The organism is Paenibacillus ihumii (assembly GCF_001403875.1).
In the GTDB taxonomy this organism is placed as follows: domain Bacteria; phylum Bacillota; class Bacilli; order Paenibacillales; family Paenibacillaceae; genus Fontibacillus; species Fontibacillus ihumii.
The window spans coordinates 322,957-341,033 of record NZ_LN884297.1 but is presented as its reverse complement, the minus strand read 5'-3'; the positions used below and the strand labels follow the sequence as shown (position 1 = coordinate 341,033).

Below are 18,077 nucleotides of genomic sequence, written 5' to 3'. Positions count from 1 at the left end.
GGTGGGGGAGGAATCAACATGAATGTCATCGGTTATGTCAGAGTGTCAACGAGTGGACAAGCCAAAGATGGCCACAGTTTAGCGTACCAACAAGATGAAATCCGCTCCTATTGTCAGGTACAAGGATGGAATCTGATGAACATATACAGTGATGAAGGTATTAGTGGGGCGAAGGTCGATGAAGAAGCCCTAGAAGTGGACAGAATCGGCTTTCAGAGCATGTTAGCCGCCCTGTCTACCCAATCCATTTATGCAGTTATCGTCCTCAATACAAGCCGTTTATGGCGGTCTGACATTGTGAAGGTGTTGGTGCATCGAGAGTTCAAGAAGCATGGGGTGGACGTTCGGAGCATCGAACAGCCGACCTACAGCATCTACAAGAAAGACCCGAACGATTTTCTAATCAACGGACTGATGGAACTGCTCGACCAGTACCAACGGCTCGAAATCGCCCTCAAGCTTGGCAGGGGGCGTTATAAGAAGGCGGAGCAGGGCGGCTATGCCGGAGGGAGAGCCACCTTCGGCTACAAGGCAAAGAAAGGTCAGAAGTACATCCAAGTGGATGAAAGCCAAGCCCGAACCGTCCGCAGAGTATTTCAGCTAAAGGAAGAACATCCGGCATGGTCACTATCCCAAATTGCCGAAGCCATGAATGAAGAAGTTTTACGACCCAACAAGGCAGACTGTTTACGAAAGTGCAAATTAAACGAATCTTGGACAAACGGGATTTTTATAGTGGAACATACCGCTATGGAAATATAGAAGCTGATGGCTTACATGAAGCCATACTGTGACAAGTATTGATTGGAGAGGCTTGCGTCCCGTTGCGAACCGAAAGGTTAACGCTTGAACTGAGGTTGCCCCCATTCTTTACCCATCACGCAGACTTAGAATCCGTACACAGGGGTGATTTCTTTTATGCATTACAAAATGCGTCATGTTTACGTAGGGTTAGACCTGCATAAAGCCCACCATACAGCAGTTATCATCAACTGTTGGCATGAGCGGCTAGGCGAAATCCAAATCGAGAATAAGCCATCTGCCTTTGACGAGTTGATGAAGTTCGTCAAGAAGCATACGCCAAAAGAAATGACCCCTGTCTATGGATTAGAAGATACAGGCGGCAACGGCAGAGCATTAGCCGTTTACCTTGTCGAGAAGAAGCAAATCGTCAAGGAAGTCAATTCCGCCCTGTCCTACAATGAACGTATGAGCAATGCAACAACCCAAAAGAGCGACAGTTGGGATGCGTTCTGTATTGCGAAGGTTCTGTTTGCAAGGCTCGATGACCTGCCGGATGCGAATCCGCAAGATATATACTGGACTATTGGGCAACTGGTGGCAAGACGGAACTCTATCGTCAAACATGCCGCTTCGCTCAAGAACCAACTTCATCAGCAGTTAAGCTATCACTATCCGTCCTACAAGAAGTTCTTCTGTGATATTGACGGGAAGGCGGCTCTAGCCTTTTGGGAGAAGTACCCTGCTCCGTATCACTTGGAATCGGTGGGGGCGGAGGAACTAGCGGCTTATCTCCGTAAAGCAAGCCATAACACCTGTTCTACCCGTAAAGCAGAAGAAATCTTGGAACTGGTAAAGAAAGACGGAGAAACAAAGCGAAACTACCAAGCATCAAGAGACTTTCTTGTTGTAAATATGGTACAGGACATGAAGCGGAGCAGAGAACTTATTAAAGAGACAGAAGCACAGCTACGTCAGGTACTGTCTGAGACAGATTACAAACTGGATTCGATGGACGGTATTAGCACCGTTACAGCGGCGGAACTGATTGCCGAAATCGGAGACATTCGCCGCTTTCCTAACGCTGACAAGCTAGCCCGTTTCGCCGGAATTGCTCCTATTCGCTTTAGTTCGGGCGGCAAGGGCAAAGACCAAGCAAGCGGACAAGGAAATCGGGTGCTGAACGCCATCTTCCACAACCTAGCCGTTCAGCAAATCCAAGTCGCTAAAGGTGACAACAAGAAGCAACGGAATCCTAAGTTCTACGAGTATTACCAACGCAAGCTAGCAGAGGGAAAGACCAAGAAGCAAGCCCTTATATGCGTCATGAGAAGGCTTGTAAACATTATCTACAGCATGATGAAGCACAAGACGGAATACAGGGCGGCGGCAACTCTAACAGAGCGTCAAGCAAGCTGATATAATGGGTGGTAATTGGAAGAACCAGTTGCCACCTTCTTTATTCCCAAGTTTAAGATTACAACTTAGGGGATGGGTGAAGCTCAAACACCAAAGTATGTTCCAAAGGACGCTAGCGGTAATCCTATGCCGCTTCCTAGAACAGACGGAAAAATGATAAATGGAACTGTTCATGTGCCTGAATCAATGAATCCTCATACACAGATTGGGTGGCAAAAAGGTAGAAAAGGGGATTATATTCAAACCCTTGAGTGGGGGAAGAATGGTGTTCCAGTGAAACGTACAGATTGGACTGACCATGGTCGTCCGAATCATACCAATCCACATGACCATCTTGCAGTCTTTAAAGATGGCTCATGGAGTTTTAAGTAATGGAGGTGGGAAAGTTGGAGGACAATTATCTAAAAAAACCTACATTTATACTTAGATTAAGTGGGGAGTATTTCCAAAGTGAGATAGGTTGTTTGGGAGAACAGCTTGTTCAAATACTAGCCTGTATTCAACACGAAACCTCCAATTTTACTTGGTTTGCTTTTGATGTGTTTGGTAGCAGTAACCAACCATCCGAAGTATTATTTCCAAAACCATACTCAGAAATCCTAAGTACAGATGAACTGATTAAAAAAGCAGAAGAGATAGTGCAGTTCCATTCGGGAGTGTTCATCGGGATTAGGAAAGGTAAAAAAATTGGATGGGATTCCAATATATTACCAGAAACAGAAGAAAGTGAAGGACTACAACATCCTGAGGCAGAATTAGAAATTCGTCCATTTGATACTTCATATTTTGAAGTTTACGGTATGGACATTAATATCGAAAATAAAATTAAATCTTGTTTCATGTAATTGTTTTGAGAGCACCAGTAGAAATTTTACTGGTGTTTTTTATGGTTAAGAGGGGCTGTCTAGTCCCGAAAGAGCCCATATTCCAACCAATAAAACAAATAACTAATGTAATATACCTACGCAGATTTTATCATTTTGTTTGTACGCCCATTATATTTGAATTTTACTACTAAATAACGCCATTTCGATACATTGAACAGGGCAAATAAGGTCAGATGCCACCTGATTGACCTGTATTTTGTTATGTTCATTCGCTTTCTCATAGGGAAATATGCTGCGCAACTGTAGAATACGCCGCCGCGAAATACGTTGCCATTATCGCTAACCTTAAGTGAGGCAACCCCCGCTATGTCATCGACGATCGTACCGAGCTAAGTCAAGTGCTAATGGAGCTTCATGAGGATGGGACACCGAAGGCCTTCTATGTATATGGTCATGGCCTGATTGGCCGGGAGGATGAAGCCGGGAATACTTGAGCTATCACAGCGATCTTCGAGGAAGCACGACGCTGCTAACCGATGAACAAGGCCGGGTAAGAGATCGCTATACTTAAGATCCATACGGCAAGGTTGAAAGCCACGAAGGAGACACCCGTCAGCCCTTCCAGTATAATGGAAGAGACGGAGTCATGGCAGACCCGAATGGGCTGTATTACATGTGTGCCCGTTACTACCATCCGGTGCTAAAACGCTTCCTGAACCGCGACGTTATCCGCGGAGACCTGCAGGATGGCCAAACCATTAACCGCTATGCCTACGTAAACGGCGGCCCGGTTCGGTTATATTGATCCTCTGGGATTGATGAAGCAGCAACGTTCGGGTGGGGGTAAGAGTCAGAGTGTTTTGAAAAGCGATATGACTTTTGGACGGATGGTGAATTAATTGAATTTTATTAAAAACATCCATAAAATTATCGATAAAAAACCTGACTTTGATTTAAGACAACTAAATTTTATAACCATTTTAAATTATTATATTGATGTAAATTCAGAGTTTGAGAATGTTTCTTATCTTGAAATATGTTTTGTTTTGGAATCTAACGTTCAGAATGAGAAATTAGATGTATTTATTAAATTTACAAATGTATCCTCATTAGAAGTTAAAGGTTTTTTTGGGGGGGGATATAATCAAATCTTAGGTTTTGAAATTATTGATTATGGACGAGATGAATGGGAGAAAGCTACAAGATATTTTATTAATGATTACGAGAATAGCACTCTTAAATTTTACTGTGAGTCAGTTGAAATACTATCTGTAGACTAGTGCGAAAAAACCTTGAATTGCTTATGCCTTTCGAGGTTTTTTTGTATGCTGCCAAGTGTTGAAGAATTCAAATAATCATCTAGTAGAAGCCTAGAATATGATGCTTACAACCGAATCTCCCTAACTTGGAAGGGCCCCCCCCCCCGCTATGTCATCGACAATCGCCAAAAAGGTGGACAAGGTCCACATTTTAATGTAAGATCTGCCGATAATACCCGAACAGGTAAAGTTCCAGGTACGATGGAGCATTATCCATTTAATAAATAGAGGTGGTTAAGAAGTGTGGTATAAAGTCTTGGAAAGAAACAACTTTCTAGTAAGTTTGTATGAACAAGTACCTGAACTTAAGGATGTTCGTATTGCTGAAGTAAACATCCATGATGAAGGGCGTGTTGTCGCAGTTAAATTTGATATGCCTTATTATGCTGAAAGACCACCCAAGAAGTGGGTGGAACTAGGCGAGAATACTGTTGCTGTTAGAATTGACTTGTCGGCTATTCAAGAAATTACACTGAATTCCGGCTCATTTGACTTCAAGGCAAACATTGAAATCTTCAAGGATGAAGCCAATTTAATTGTTGTTAAAATTACTGGAACAGTTAATGCCCTAATTAAGGCTGAATCAGGATTTATTCAATCTGTTACTGGCTATTGTAATTAAGGGCTTATTATTGGTGGGGCTACCCAGTACCGAATGAACTCATCATTCAACCAATAACACAAATAACCCATGTAATACCAGTGTGAAGATTTCGTCGTTTCGTGCTATTCCGTTACATTGAACAGGTCGATTATGGTCAGATACCACTATGATTGACCTGTTTTTTGTTATGCTCATTCGCTTCCTCATAGGGAAATCTACGCGACTGTAGAATACGCCGCCCCCATATACGCTGCTATTATCGCAAACCTTAAGTGAGACAACCACCCGTTGTCATCGACGATCGTACCGAGCTAAGTCAAGTGCTTATGAAGCTTCATGAGGATGGGACTCCAAAGGCCTTCTATGTATATGGTCATGGCCTGATTGGCCGGGAGGATGAAGCCGGGAATTTACTTGAGCTATCACAGCGATCTTCGCGGAAGCACGACGCTGCTGACCGATGAACAAGGCCGGGTAAGAGATCGCTATACTTATGATCCATATGGCAAGATTGAAAGCCACGAAGGAGACACTCGTCAGCCCTTCCAGTATAATGGAAGAGACGGAGTCATGACAGACCCGAACGGGCTGTATTACATGCGTGCCCGTTACTACCATCCGGTGCTAAAGCGGTTCCTGAACCGCGACGTTATCCGCGGAGACCTGCAGGATGGCCAAACCTTTAACCGCTATGCCTACGTAAACGGCGACCCGGTTCGCTACATTGATCCTCTGGGATTGATGAAGCAGCAATGCTCGGGTGGGGGTAAGGGTGAGGGGCCATTTGTACCAGATGATTATTGGAAAAGGGATGCTCCTAAAAACTCAACTCCGGGTGACAAAATTACACATAATAAGTACAATGAAAGAACAGGAGAATTAGAAAAATCGACTGTTATATATGACAGCTATGGTAGGCAACAATATAGAGTTGATAATACTAATCATGGGTACTCTGACCATTCTAATCCACATTTACATGAAACGAAGTATGGACCTAAATATGACCCACAATATGGATATGAAAAGCGATATGACTTTTGGATGGATGGTGAATTTATTGAATTTTATTAAAAACATTCATAAAATTATCGATAAAAAACCTGACTTTGATTTAAGACAACTAAATTTTATAACCATTTTAAATTATTACATTGATGTAAATTCAGAGTTTGAGAATGTTTCTTATCTTGAAATATGTTTTGTTTTGGAATCTAACGTTCAGAATGAGAAATTAGATGTATTAATTAAATTTACAAATGTATCCTCATTGGAAGTTAAAGGTTTTGGGGGGGGATATAATCAAATCTTAGGTTTTGAAATTATTGATTATGGACGAGATGGATGGGAGAAAGCTAAAAGATATTTTATTAATGATTACGAGAATAGCACTCTTAAATTTTACTGTGAGTCGGTTGAAATACTATCTGTAGACTAGTGCGAAAAAACCTTGAATTGCTTATGCCTTTCAAGGTTTTTTTGTATGCCAAGTGTAGAAGAATTCAAATAATCATCTAGTAGAAGTCTAGAATATGATGCTTATAACCGAATCTCCCTAACCTAGAGGGGGACAACCACCCGCTATGTCATCGACGATCGTACCGAGTTAAGTCAAGTACTCATGGAGCTTCATGAGGATGGGACTCCGAAGGCTTTCTATGTATATGGTCATGGCCTGATTGGCCGGGAGGATGAAGCCGGGAATTACTTGAGCTATCACAGCGATCTTCGCGGAAGCACGACGCTGCTGACCGATGAACAAGGCCGGGTAAGAGATCGCTATACTTACGATCCATATGGCAAGGTTGAGAGCCACGAATGAGACAATCGTCAGCCCTTCCAGTATAATGGAAGAGACGGAGTCATAACAGACCCGAACGGGCTGTATTACATGCGTGCCCGTTACTACCATCCGGTGCTAAAGCGGTTCCTGAACCGTGATGTTATCCGCGGAGACCTGCAGGACGGCCAAACCTTTAACCGCTATGCCTACGTAAACGGCGACCCAGTTCGCTACATTGATCCTCTGGGATTGATGAAGCAGCAATGTTCGGGTGGGGGTAAGGGTGATGCTAGAACTTACTACCACGTAACAACCAAGGATTCCGCTCAACAAATTATGGATTCAAATAAACTAGGTAGATCCGGTAATCAATGGGAATCACGCGTTTTTGCATGGACTGAACAACCAACTAAGTCGCAAGCAAAAGCCGCCGGAATTGGAGGTCGGACTCAAACAGTTTTGGAATTTAAGACAAATGCCTCATTCGAACCTGACGTAGGCATAATTAACTCAAAAATAAAACATATTACTGTACAAACAACAGATTTTCAGAGAGTACCAATTGAAATTTTTGATGTTAAAGAGATTGGATTTAAGAAAGGGTGGTGGGAGTTCTGGAAGTAAACCAAATTGAGGTTAATATTGAAAGCGCTTTGTATTACCCTAAAATGAAAGATTACGGTGAAATGATAGATGATATTAAAGATTTTCGATATATTTTTAAAAAGGGTGGATCGTATGGAATTATTGGTCAATGTGGTGAAGGTGGCTGGGGGTTGTCTTATAATCTAGCTGGAAGAGAACAATTTATTTCCGGTGAAATTAAATTGGATGGCATGTTAGCTACTTTAACCGATTTAGAGGGCATTAGCTGGTATGTAGGGGAAGGGATTTCTAGGAACCCTTTTTCAAAAAGGAAAAGTATTATTAAGCAGCTAGAGGAAGCAATCAAACACAATCACAGTGGTTCGATACAAAGTGTTGGGGAAATTGTTGAACTTTTTAATTTATCACAAGATCGATTGAATCTAAAATTGGAGGAGCTTAGTTGGGAGAGATGGAAAGCCTCCTTAGCTATTGGGTATGCCTATGGTAAACAAATATTTTGTTTTCCTTGGATGAGTACGGGATGGATTAACGATTTAATATTGAATTGTAGTATTCATATCTGTATCGAAATCTTAAAAAATGCTGGCGCGATTATTATACTTCCTACACAAGCGGAAGAAAGTGTAGGCTTTTTCGTTGATGAAGTCGTATATCTTCGTAATTCTAGGCACGTACCTTCTAAGCGAGCACAAGAGATTGTAGAGCAATATATGCAAAGTAAGGTTTCAACTAACTAGTTAGCTACCACAACGAGCTTTACGGTTTTCTATCCAATGGGCAACTAATGATTAAATTTTTCACAACCTTGATGGGCTGCGAGCCTTTCAAGGTTTTTCTATTTAATTCTTCCTGGCTATAATTCAACAATTTTATTCCAAAACAACAAAATACGACAAACTTCTCAATCGCTAAATGGTATTATTATCCTATATTTCCTAATACAAGTGCCTGGAGAACTATGTCTTCGTGGTGGGTAATGGGGAATATGTAATGTATAACTCATCTATTATTAAGAATAGGAGCGTACATAACATGAAGAAATGGATGGTTGGAAGGTTTACTATAGTTTTAGTGACAGCCCTCTTGGTTGGGGTAACAAGTGTTGCTGAGGATAAGGCTGGAGCCAATACGGCAACTACAGCTTCCAAGCAGGAAGCTGCAATTCCAGCGGCTTTGCCTATAGTGAATCAGCCTGTTCAGCGGGGGGAATTCCTTAAGCTGGTTGTTGCCACACTGGAGCTGCCTTTAGAGGAAGCTGCGGGTTCCGGGTATGAAGTTTACGCTAAGACAGCACGCGATCATCAATTATATGTTGAGACGGACTTTCCAAGCTCATACCAATCGCTGAGCAAGCCTATTACCCGCAAGGAGGTTGCTAGAGTGGTTGTGCGGGCAACGGGAGGGAATACACAAGAAGACGATAAGTGGATGTATCTGGCTACCAAATCAGGTTTGCTCACGGGGCTGGGTAAGGGGGAGCTTGGCGAGGACAAGACCATAACTCAGGCCCAAGCTGACAAAATTATGGAACGTATTCGGACGTTAAATGCAGGAGGGCAGTTAAAAGCTGACAAGTATGCAGTCTCCAGTGCCGAGCTAGCCTGGCATAAGACGAATATATTTACCGTTATGCCAGAATTTTTTGTTACTAGAGAGGAACATTATAAGGGGAAGACAATAGAGGACTTGTGGCGTGAGGATCTAATGGTCATTGAAACGAAGAATGGCCTATATAAGGGACAATTGGATGCGCTTATCGCTATTGATTTAGAGGATCCCAATGACCCGAATTTAAAGCTGCTTGATCCAATCCAGGAGTTAAAGATTGATTTTAACGGAGCCAGAATAAATAATGTACCTGTGGACAACTATCCCATTACAGATTGGAAGAAAAGCTACGTACTTCTATTCAAGGGAAGAACAATATACAACAAAGATAAAACGAAATTTGCTACGTATCAGCACGGGCCGTTAACTTCCATTCATGGAATAGAACCGCCTGATTATCAATTGTTTCGTGAAAAGAAGGTCTTGAATCAAGCTGCCAGTCTTTATCGCAAAGAAGCTAACGATGTGGAAGCTTATATTATTCCCAAAGAAGGGTGGATTCAGGAGAAAGAAAGACAAATATATATTACTATTAAAACACCGGCATTATCTGAATGGGTTGGTGGAATCGAAAATGTACTAATTAGAGTTGACGGCCCTAAATATATTAAGGACTAGTATTCTATATGTCAGATTATTCGAAACGAATATTCAGGGTCGGGATTGCTGGCATTTTGACAGCAGCTATACTGTCCGTTTCAATTCCAGATCATCCTGCAGTCAGAGCTGCCGGAAATCAGGTCATAACGAAGTCAATTCCTTACAATCTTTCTGGAAACGATAAGATGACAGGCGGCGGAATTTTGTATACGCGCTTTGATTCCATGGAGGTAAATTTTAATGAGGATGCCGGAGCTAATAATAAAATATTAAAAATTGAATTTATTAAGGGTAATGAGGTTATTGATACTGTTGAAGTGAATGACCGGTATTATCGAGGGAAGCTTACATTTTCCGGCGAGGCTGATCTAGTGCAATCCCTGGCCAATATTCCAATCGCAGGGGGATATTTTGCTTGGCAGCGCGGAGCCTCTCAGGTAGGCTGGACCCCTGGGGGGTCAACCTCAGGATATAAATTCATAGGGAAAGCGAATCCTAAGATCAACCCGTCTACAGGACTGCATGAATACCCGGGTGTCGAGGTGGAATTAGATGCTACTTTTAGCAGGAAAGAATCCTTTAAAAGCGAAAAATATGGGATTTCGGTTTCTAGTAATGTGGTCGATAACCGCAGGAGCATCATTGACAGCTTAAATGATGGAACAGCAGTACGGGTTAATAACAGGGATGATGTCCGATACCCCAAACCATATACCCCAGGTGAATTCTATTATGGCAAAAATGATGCGTCGACGGTAATGAAGCAGGTTATATATCCTGACCTAAATGGTGATAAAAATTATGTTGACTTAAATCAGGCTAAAGTAATATTTACACAACGGCATTATAATGCGGATAACTTTCATAAGCTTCCTGCAGGCAACGCGGCAATGTTATTTTACTTGGCCAATTATGAATATGATATTGTGTCTTATACGTACAGGTATCCCGAGAAAATGAAAATTTATTATGAAGGGGATTCCCCGGATGATATCGAATCGAGCTCGGAGTGCACTGAACCTGTTCCCGGCCAAGTATTGAAAGGCGAGGTCATGATCCCTTATGCTGATGGGGTAATCAAGGCAGATCGGAGAGGGAGTGAACCGTTTGATGTTATAATGGGGATTCCAACCTCGGAGAGCTTGTATGGCAATGTTTTCACAGAAGAGTATTTATTTAGGAACCAATTTGTTGAAATGATCGGGATGTGTACATATAATGTGACTGTTAAAAAAACCTTCCATCTGACATGGTATCCTGCTGCCGAGGAAGGTGCGACTGAGCCGCCTGAGCCTATGACGGATGAGGAAGAGATTGTTAGGCAGTATACGATTGAACGACCCTATTCTTATTGGGTTATTAATAATCTGGAAGTGTATGAAATCAAGGAAGCTGCACTATGGAATTATGCATTTGAAGGAAACGGCATTCGAATTGAGCCGACCTATTACACTCCCCCGGATTTTTCAACCGAAATGACGGGGAAGTTTAAAGCTCCTCCACTGCCTGAGACAATAATAGCTCCACCCGAGAGTCGTAGCGGAGGAGAGGATCGTCCGGATTTGTCGGGGGAAGATCTGTTGTCTGAAGCGGAGGCGGCAATACCGAACGTTATTGTTCAGAACGATACCTTCTATTTTAACGGTGCTATTATTATGGACGGCATAGAAACGGAAGAGGCTGGCCCGCCACCAGGAAGTATTCCTGAGCCAAGAACGATTGGCGAGAATGTGCTTTATAGCCCAGGGCATATCATCCCGATTAGCAAAACGAACAAGCCTTATCAACAAAGCACAGGAACTATTTATTATGGGATTATGCCCGGCAATATTAATGGAGGAGCTGATATAAACTTTCCTATTTACGGAATAAACCCCATAACCGTACATACCCCTGTGGTAAATTATTCTTCTGTATCGGATGATCAGGCGCATAATCAGAAGACGAATCCCAATGAGAATCGCTCGGCTCTGATCCTCGAGCGACCTTTCAAGATTCGAATGCCGACCTGGGGGCAGCATTTAGATGAGTGGAGCTATCCGGGTTATGGAGATCGAGATTACGCAAAGTACTATCGAATTAAGCAGGTTCTGTTTCCGTTTGATGTATACAATGAGAATAAGACTCAGTTTATTCCGAAGCGCACCTGGATTGATATTCCCGTAAATCAGGTGGAGACCACCTTTTTCTTGCCGGTTTGGGTGGATGAGGGCCATTATCAAGTGTATTTTCGAAATATTGCAGAAAATGCGCCAGGCACCAAATACGAGGATATACCATACGAGCAGGACGCCAACCTGAATTTAATAAATCATGTTGCTGTCGATGAAGTATCTGTTGATGTCATTGGACGGCTTTATGATTTTCACATTACAGATATTGCGGATTTCAATTGGGAAAGGGTATTCCGCGTATCCAAAGGCAGCAGTAATCCTACCGGAGTCTCTTATTGGGTTGGCACTAGAGATATTGACGGGCAGCCCCGAGGCAACACCATGCCGTTCACACTATTGATTCGTCCGGGCAGCCACCCGCTGCAAGGCTATAAGAATGTCTCCATTAAGACGGGATACCATTTTAAATTTGATTTAAAGACAAAGGGAAATATGTTCGGAGAACGGGATGGGATTGTGATCACTCCTGCTTTTTATTTCGTAAGCCAGGATGGCAGGATTCGTGAGAAAGTAGATCTATATTATCGTACGAACGAGAAGCCTTTTGTCAAAATCGGTTCCAGGGACGACCAAGCTTATCGTTACGTGATCTTAAATGAGCGTCTGCGCAATGTGCCGGTGGAGGCTCTGACGGATACGGCATTGTACAAATATGATCATTATAATGGTTTAGGACAGAATTTGTCCCGAAATCAATACGTTGATTTGTATTTGAATAAGGCGACAAAGCAGAAGGTACCTGTTGGCAGCTATAGCAGGATGGCTTTGCCGGAACAGCTTCGAACTTTTATCGGGCCTAAAGGCAAATATTTGAACCATGATTTGCCTTCCTCTGTAGATGCTCAGCGGGCGAACGCATCTATTCAACAGTGGTACGGTGAGTACAGTCTGCCTGCGAATCCTTACATTGTCAAAGCAGGGCAATCTTTAGAGGAGGCTCATCGGATCTATGGCCGGCTGGATGACAAGTCACCTGTGTTCATGCAGAACAGATATAAGAACGGGTATATCGTCGTAAACTTTAATATGGAGTCTGTTCGGGACGGTAATGTGAATACACCTCATCTCCAATATATTCATGCACCAATGATGAACAAATGGGGAGAAAATCAATGGCAGATGGAAGGCTTTCAAGAACTAATTCAAGATGCATTCGGCCACGAATTCTCCTTAACCCATGGTGACGTCGTATTCTACCACGCCAACAAGTCCAGTCGAGATGATTTCAGTTCACAGGTTCCCCACTAATTTGATTTAAGGACAAGGAGGACAGGTCAAGCCAACAAAGGCTTGACCTGTTCTATCGTTACCGTCCATATTATAGACATTAACAGGTGATAACTTGAAAGATGAAGGAAAGGAAAATGCTGATGGATGTGGCGGCTTTTTTTGGAGTGGAGGATGCCCCTGATTTTGGGCTGTATTCCGCTCCGCATCTCGTGGGGATAGGGCTATTTGTATTGCTGATGGTTGCGCTGTATGCAGGAAGAAGGCAGATTCGTTCCAGCGCGTTCACCAAGAAGGTGATTCGCTATGGATTGCTGGGTGTCCTGTTGGCATCCGAGATTGCTTTGAATTTGTGGTATGTGCTCGCAGAGCAGTGGGATATTACGGATACCCTGCCGCTGGAGCTGTGCAGTGTATCGCTGCTGCTGTCCATTGTAATGCTGCTGACGAGAAACCGGCTGCTGTATCAGATTTTGTTTTTTGCCGGAATCGGCGGGGCGCTGCAGGCCTGGCTGACGCCCAGCCTGGATTTCGGGTATCCGCATTTTCGTTTTTTTCATTTTTTTATCGCGCATGCGGCGATTATTCTCGCTTCCCTCTATATGACCTGGATCGAGCAATACAGGCCGACGTGGAGGTCCATCGGCTGGGCTATGCTGTTTCTTAATATACTCGCTCTTGCGGTCGGTGCACTGAATCATGCCATCGGCGCGAATTATATGTTTCTGCGAAGCAAGCCGAGCACGCCGTCCATGCTGGATCTGTTTGGGCCCTATCCTTATTATTTGCTGGCGGAGGAAGCGATTGCCCTTGTGATGTTTACTGGCATGTATGTACTGTTCTTCTGGATCCCGGATCGGCGCAGAAGAGCGGCCAGACAATCTGAGGGCAAGGGTAGGGGAGTGCAGGGTTAGTATGATATCAATGAGGCTGGGGAAGATACCAGGCGGGTTGAATAGACAAGTGGGGCAGATTACTTACTAATAACCGATAGTCATACAGCTATGAAAAAATTGTCCATCAATCTGAAGGAGGCGGAGGTAACCATGAGCAAGGCAAATGAATCCAGAGAACTGAGGGAGATTGCGGACCATTTGGACTACGGGCTGGACGTCGTGTTCATCGGCTTTAATCCCAGTCTTCGTTCCGGGCAGGTCGGTCATCATTACGCTAATCCCCGGAACAATTTTTGGCGGATATTAGAGAGCTCAGGCCTTACGCCAAGGCTTTATCAGGCTTCGGAAGACGGAGAACTGCTGAAGCTCGGCTACGGCTTTACGAATATCGTGGCCCGCCCGACGAAAGGGGCAGAGGACATAACCCGAGAAGAGTATGCTGAGGGCCGGCAAATATTGAGAGCCAAGCTCGAAAAATATCGTCCAAGGGTGGCGTGCTTCGTCGGCAAGGGCGTGTATACAGAATATAGCCGCAGATCGCAAGTAGGATGGGGATTTCAGGAGAATCCCGTCGTGGAGGGGATCCATGAATTCGTAGCCCCCTCCTCCAGCGGGCTGGTACGGATGCCGATGTCCGAGATCGTGGACATTTACAAGGAGCTTAACGCATTCATAACCGGCATGCTGGCGCCTGATGAAGGGAATCGCCGTTAAGTTCCGAATCGACACTCTGAGAAAACGCCGCAGGGCGTTTTTTCTAGTATAAGGAAGTTTATTACAATCTATCATTTCTCTCGACTCTTTCATGGTGATATGCTATGATATAACCTTGATAACGTATTAACGAACTAAAGCATTTAGGTTGTACGGACTAGACGGGGAGGGTCAATATGAAGAGAAATAGACTGGTTGTACTAGGGGTAATTATATCGATATTGATGGTTGCGTTAGCAGGATGTTCCGGTACCAGCAGCAGCGGCGGAGCCAAGGGTGACAGCAAGCTGGTTATTGGAGTTGACGATAAATTCGCTCCGATGGGATTCCGGGATGAGAACAATGAGCTGGTTGGCTTCGATATTGATTTCGCGAAGGCGGTCGGCGAGGAAATGGGCGTGGAAGTGACCTTCCAGCCAATCGACTGGAAAGCGAAGGAATCCGAGCTGAACAGTGGACGGATCGATCTGATCTGGAATGGATACACGATCACCGAGGAGCGCAAAGGCAAGGTTCTGTTCACAAAGCCTTATTTGGAGAACAGCCAGATCATTATTACGCTGGCCGATTCCGATATTTATTCCATCAAGGATTTGGCTGGAAAAAATGTAGGTCTGCAATCATTGTCTTCGGCGGCGGATGCGTTGAATGCCAATCCGATCCACTCCGAAGTGAAGAGCGTTACCGAGTTCGCGGATAACGTGCTTGCTCTTACGGATTTGAAGACGAAGCGCCTTGACGCGGTAATTATCGACGAAGTCGTGGCCAGATATTATATGTCCAAGGATGAGGGAACCTTTAAGCTGGTTGAGGAGTCTCTTGCTCCCGAGCAGTATGGCATCGGCGTCAAGAAAGGCAACGAGGCATTGCTGGAGAAGCTGCAGCAAGCGATTGATAAGCTGATTGCCAACGGTAAAGCCGGTGAAATTTCGACGAAATGGTTTGGCGAAGACAAGGTTTTGAAATAGACAATTCGGATGGGTAAAAGTCATTATACGATAACCGGATCGCTTATTATCCGGTTTTTGTTTTTGGGGAGACGAATGATATGAGTATAAGCTACCTATGGGACATAACGATACCGATGCTGCAGGGCGCCAAAACGACGATCCTATTGTTTGTGCTGGTGATTCTGCTGTCGATTCCGCTGGGCTTCCTCGTCACGTTAATGGTAAACAGCCGAATAAAGCCGCTCAGCTGGCTTGCTAACGGCTATGTATACGTGATGCGGGGAACACCGCTGCTGCTGCAGCTGCTGTTCTTCTGCTTCGGCCTGCCGATGCTCCCGTTCATTGGGGAATATCTGGTGCTGGATCGCTTTGCGGCGGCCAGTCTGGCTTTTATACTGAACTACGCCGCTTATTTTGCGGAGATTTTCCGCGGCGGCCTGCTCGCCGTCGACAAAGGCCAGTATGAAGCAGCCAAGGTGCTGGGACTAAGCCGCTGGCAGACATTAACGCGGATTATTATGCCGCAAATGTTCCGCGTGGCCCTGCCTGCGGTATCCAATGAATCGATTACGCTCGTCAAGGATACGGCCCTGCTCTATGCGGTATCCGTTCCCGAATTGCTCCATTTCGCCTATACGGCGGTCAATCGCGATTTTACCATCGTTCCGTTCGTCGTTGCCGGGGTTGTTTACCTGCTCATGATTCTAGGTCTTACCCTGCTGTTCAAAACGCTTGAACGTAAGTTCAAATTCGAATAAAAGGACTGTCTAGCTATGGCAATCATTGAAGTTAACGATTTGAAAAAAGTGTTCGGCCAGCTTGAGGTGCTAAAGAACATCTCCTTCAGCGTGAACCCGAGTGAAGTCGTAGCCGTCATTGGCCCTTCCGGGTCGGGAAAATCGACGATGCTGCGCAGCCTCGTTCATCTGGAGGAGGCGAACGGCGGCAGTATTCGGATCGGCGATGAATATCTCGTTCGCGACGGCGCCTATTCCAATGCCCAGCAAATCAAAGCGATTACCTCCCGAATGGGCATGGTGTTCCAGCATTTTAATCTGTTTCCGCACTTGACGGTCAAGGGGAACCTGGAGCTGTCGCCGAAGCTGGTTAAGGGCCTGTCCGCAGCCGAGGTGTCCCGGATGAGCCTCGAGCTGCTGGACAAGGTCGGTCTGGCCGATAAGGCGGACGTCTACCCATCCAGCCTGTCCGGAGGCCAGAAGCAGCGGGTAGCGATTGCCCGGGCCTTGATGATGAACCCGGAAATCCTGCTGTTCGACGAGCCGACCTCGGCCCTTGACCCTGAGCTGACGGGAGAGGTGCTGCAGGTGATGAAGCGCTTGGCCGGGGAGCGGATCACGATGATCGTGGTGACGCATGAAATGGGCTTTGCGCGGGAGGTAGCTGACCGCGTCTTGTTCATGGCGGACGGCGAAATTATCGAGTCCGGTACGCCGGATCAAATCTTCGGAAATCCGCGGCATGAGCGGACGCGCTCGTTCCTGACCCGGGTATTGGCTTAATCGGTTTTGCGTCTCGCAAACAATTATTTACAGGGCTGTTCCTAAGTCATGGTTGCATGACCTTGGAAGCAGCCCTGTTTGTATATGCGTACAGTTAAGCCCATAACCATTTTGACTTTCACGCACCTCCAAAACGCGCGGGGTTCGCCGCATGACGGCGGTCGTTCTTACTGCAGCGTTATTGGTAAAGGCACTCCATATCTATATCTACAGTAAGGTGCGTAGGTGCGTGGACTAAGATGCATGGACAATGGGTGCGTGTCCTAAGGTGCATGACACTAAGGTGTATGGACTAAGGTGCTTGCACATAGGTACGTGAGACTAAGGTGTATGGACTAAGGTGCTTGCACATAGGGCGTGGCACAAAGGTGCATGGACTAAGGTGCGTGTGACATTAAGTTGCATACCCTAAGATAAGTGCATCTAAGAAATTGTACAATGAGGTGTGTGAACTAAGATGCGTGCACTAAGGTGCGTGGCACTAAGATGGCATTAAGATGCGTGCACTAAGGTGCGTGGCACTAAGATGTATGGATTAAGGTGCGTGACACTAAGATGGCATTAAGATGCGTGCACTAAGGTGCATGGCACTAAGATGGCATATACTAAGGTGCGTGCACTAACTGGAATTCATGTATCTAAATTGTGCTCTAAACGAATGATTTAAAAAAAAGATGGATTTTATGCACCTAAAATCAAGAATCCAGGCGATAATTGGGAGATTCCTTTCTACTAGCGACATGAAATCCATTTAAATCTACTTCCTCTTGTTTATCGCCGAAAATAACTACTATAAATCCATCTATTTAAGTAGTTCCTGTGATCACTATTGCTCACAGACTTTTTTGGATGCTAAAGGCTATAAGGTGAAGATTCGCTCACAAGGCGACCAGACTCATACGCCCGAAAAAGCTTTCTATTAGAAAGCTTTTCCCTTGTATTAGAAAGCTTCTTGTTTCTTCTGGAAAGCCTCTCGCTGCTACTCAAATTTCTCGTCTCTAGTTAGAAAGCTTCTCGCTTGTTCTAGAAATTGTATTAGAAAGTTTCTGCTTCTTCTAGAAAGCTTCTCGGTTCTAGTCAGAAGCT

17 protein-coding genes and 3 pseudogenes are annotated in these 18,077 nt (G+C 44.6%); all 20 read left to right on the top strand.

Going from position 1 to position 18,077, the window contains the following annotated elements:
* Nucleotides 1–18: 18 nt before the first annotated feature.
* Nucleotides 19–794, top strand: a pseudogene (locus tag BN2762_RS04275) (recombinase family protein).
* Nucleotides 795–918: 124 nt separating this feature from the next.
* Entirely contained in the window at nt 919–2,160 is a 1,242-nt protein-coding gene (locus tag BN2762_RS04270) for an IS110 family RNA-guided transposase (protein ID WP_055105783.1), read from the top strand.
* A gap of 72 nt (nt 2,161–2,232) precedes the next feature.
* Complete coding sequence (locus BN2762_RS26770; protein WP_148499867.1) at nt 2,233–2,532, top strand: hypothetical protein; 300 nt, start codon at nt 2,233–2,235, stop codon at nt 2,530–2,532.
* Nucleotides 2,533–2,546: 14 nt separating this feature from the next.
* Nucleotides 2,547–3,005, top strand: a complete 459-nt coding sequence (locus BN2762_RS04265; protein ID WP_148499866.1) for a hypothetical protein — start codon at nt 2,547–2,549, stop codon at nt 3,003–3,005.
* A 613-nt stretch (nt 3,006–3,618) separates the two neighbouring features.
* Nucleotides 3,619–3,792 (top strand): annotated as a pseudogene (locus BN2762_RS27495) (RHS repeat-associated core domain-containing protein); the annotation flags it as partial.
* Between the two features lie 94 nt (nt 3,793–3,886).
* The gene (locus BN2762_RS04260; RefSeq protein WP_055105781.1) at nt 3,887–4,267 is read left to right on the top strand and encodes a hypothetical protein; all 381 of its coding nucleotides are present in this window, start codon (nt 3,887–3,889) and stop codon (nt 4,265–4,267) included.
* A gap of 114 nt (nt 4,268–4,381) precedes the next feature.
* Nucleotides 4,382–4,534 (top strand): HNH/endonuclease VII fold putative polymorphic toxin, encoded by a 153-nt coding sequence (locus BN2762_RS25775; RefSeq protein WP_316246764.1) that lies wholly within the window; start codon nt 4,382–4,384, stop codon nt 4,532–4,534.
* 13 nt (nt 4,535–4,547) lie between these two features.
* Nucleotides 4,548–4,928 (top strand): Imm50 family immunity protein, encoded by a 381-nt coding sequence (locus tag BN2762_RS04255; RefSeq protein ID WP_055105780.1) that lies wholly within the window; start codon nt 4,548–4,550, stop codon nt 4,926–4,928.
* Nucleotides 4,929–5,306: 378 nt separating this feature from the next.
* Nucleotides 5,307–5,984, top strand: coding sequence for an RHS repeat-associated core domain-containing protein (locus BN2762_RS27490; RefSeq protein WP_055105779.1), 678 nt, complete (start codon nt 5,307–5,309; stop codon nt 5,982–5,984).
* Nucleotides 5,971–6,348: a hypothetical protein gene (locus BN2762_RS04245; RefSeq protein ID WP_055105778.1), complete on the top strand. Its 378-nt coding sequence runs from the start codon at nt 5,971–5,973 to the stop codon at nt 6,346–6,348. Before BN2762_RS27490 ends, BN2762_RS04245 begins: the two co-directional genes overlap by 14 nt.
* Nucleotides 6,349–6,531: 183 nt before the next feature.
* Complete coding sequence (locus BN2762_RS27485; RefSeq protein WP_055105777.1) at nt 6,532–6,732, top strand: hypothetical protein; 201 nt, start codon at nt 6,532–6,534, stop codon at nt 6,730–6,732.
* A gap of 18 nt (nt 6,733–6,750) precedes the next feature.
* Nucleotides 6,751–7,317: pseudogene (locus BN2762_RS04235) on the top strand (RHS repeat-associated core domain-containing protein); the annotation flags it as partial.
* A complete protein-coding gene (locus BN2762_RS04230) occupies nt 7,299–8,039 on the top strand; it encodes a hypothetical protein (RefSeq protein WP_222861015.1) in 741 nt (246 codons plus the stop codon). The pseudogene BN2762_RS04235 and the gene BN2762_RS04230, both read left to right, overlap by 19 nt.
* Nucleotides 8,040–8,334: 295 nt before the next feature.
* Complete coding sequence (locus tag BN2762_RS04225; RefSeq protein WP_055105774.1) at nt 8,335–9,528, top strand: hypothetical protein; 1,194 nt, start codon at nt 8,335–8,337, stop codon at nt 9,526–9,528.
* Nucleotides 9,529–9,584: 56 nt separating this feature from the next.
* Nucleotides 9,585–12,932 carry a DUF5704 domain-containing protein gene (locus tag BN2762_RS04220; protein WP_148499865.1) on the top strand — a complete coding sequence of 1,116 codons (3,348 nt, stop codon included), beginning with the start codon at nt 9,585–9,587 and terminating at the stop codon, nt 12,930–12,932.
* Between the two features lie 101 nt (nt 12,933–13,033).
* Nucleotides 13,034–13,825, top strand: coding sequence for a YwaF family protein (locus BN2762_RS04215; RefSeq protein WP_230202417.1), 792 nt, complete (start codon nt 13,034–13,036; stop codon nt 13,823–13,825).
* Between the two features lie 132 nt (nt 13,826–13,957).
* A complete protein-coding gene (locus BN2762_RS04210; protein WP_055105772.1) occupies nt 13,958–14,521 on the top strand; it encodes a mismatch-specific DNA-glycosylase in 564 nt (187 codons plus the stop codon).
* A gap of 176 nt (nt 14,522–14,697) precedes the next feature.
* On the top strand, nt 14,698–15,489 hold the full coding sequence (locus BN2762_RS04205; RefSeq protein WP_055105771.1) for an amino acid ABC transporter substrate-binding protein: 792 nt from the start codon (nt 14,698–14,700) through the stop codon (nt 15,487–15,489).
* 80 nt (nt 15,490–15,569) lie between these two features.
* Nucleotides 15,570–16,229, top strand: a complete 660-nt coding sequence (locus tag BN2762_RS04200; protein ID WP_055105770.1) for an amino acid ABC transporter permease — start codon at nt 15,570–15,572, stop codon at nt 16,227–16,229.
* 15 nt (nt 16,230–16,244) lie between these two features.
* On the top strand, nt 16,245–16,991 hold the full coding sequence (locus BN2762_RS04195) for an amino acid ABC transporter ATP-binding protein (RefSeq protein ID WP_055105769.1): 747 nt from the start codon (nt 16,245–16,247) through the stop codon (nt 16,989–16,991).
* Nucleotides 16,992–18,077 lie beyond the last annotated feature (1,086 nt).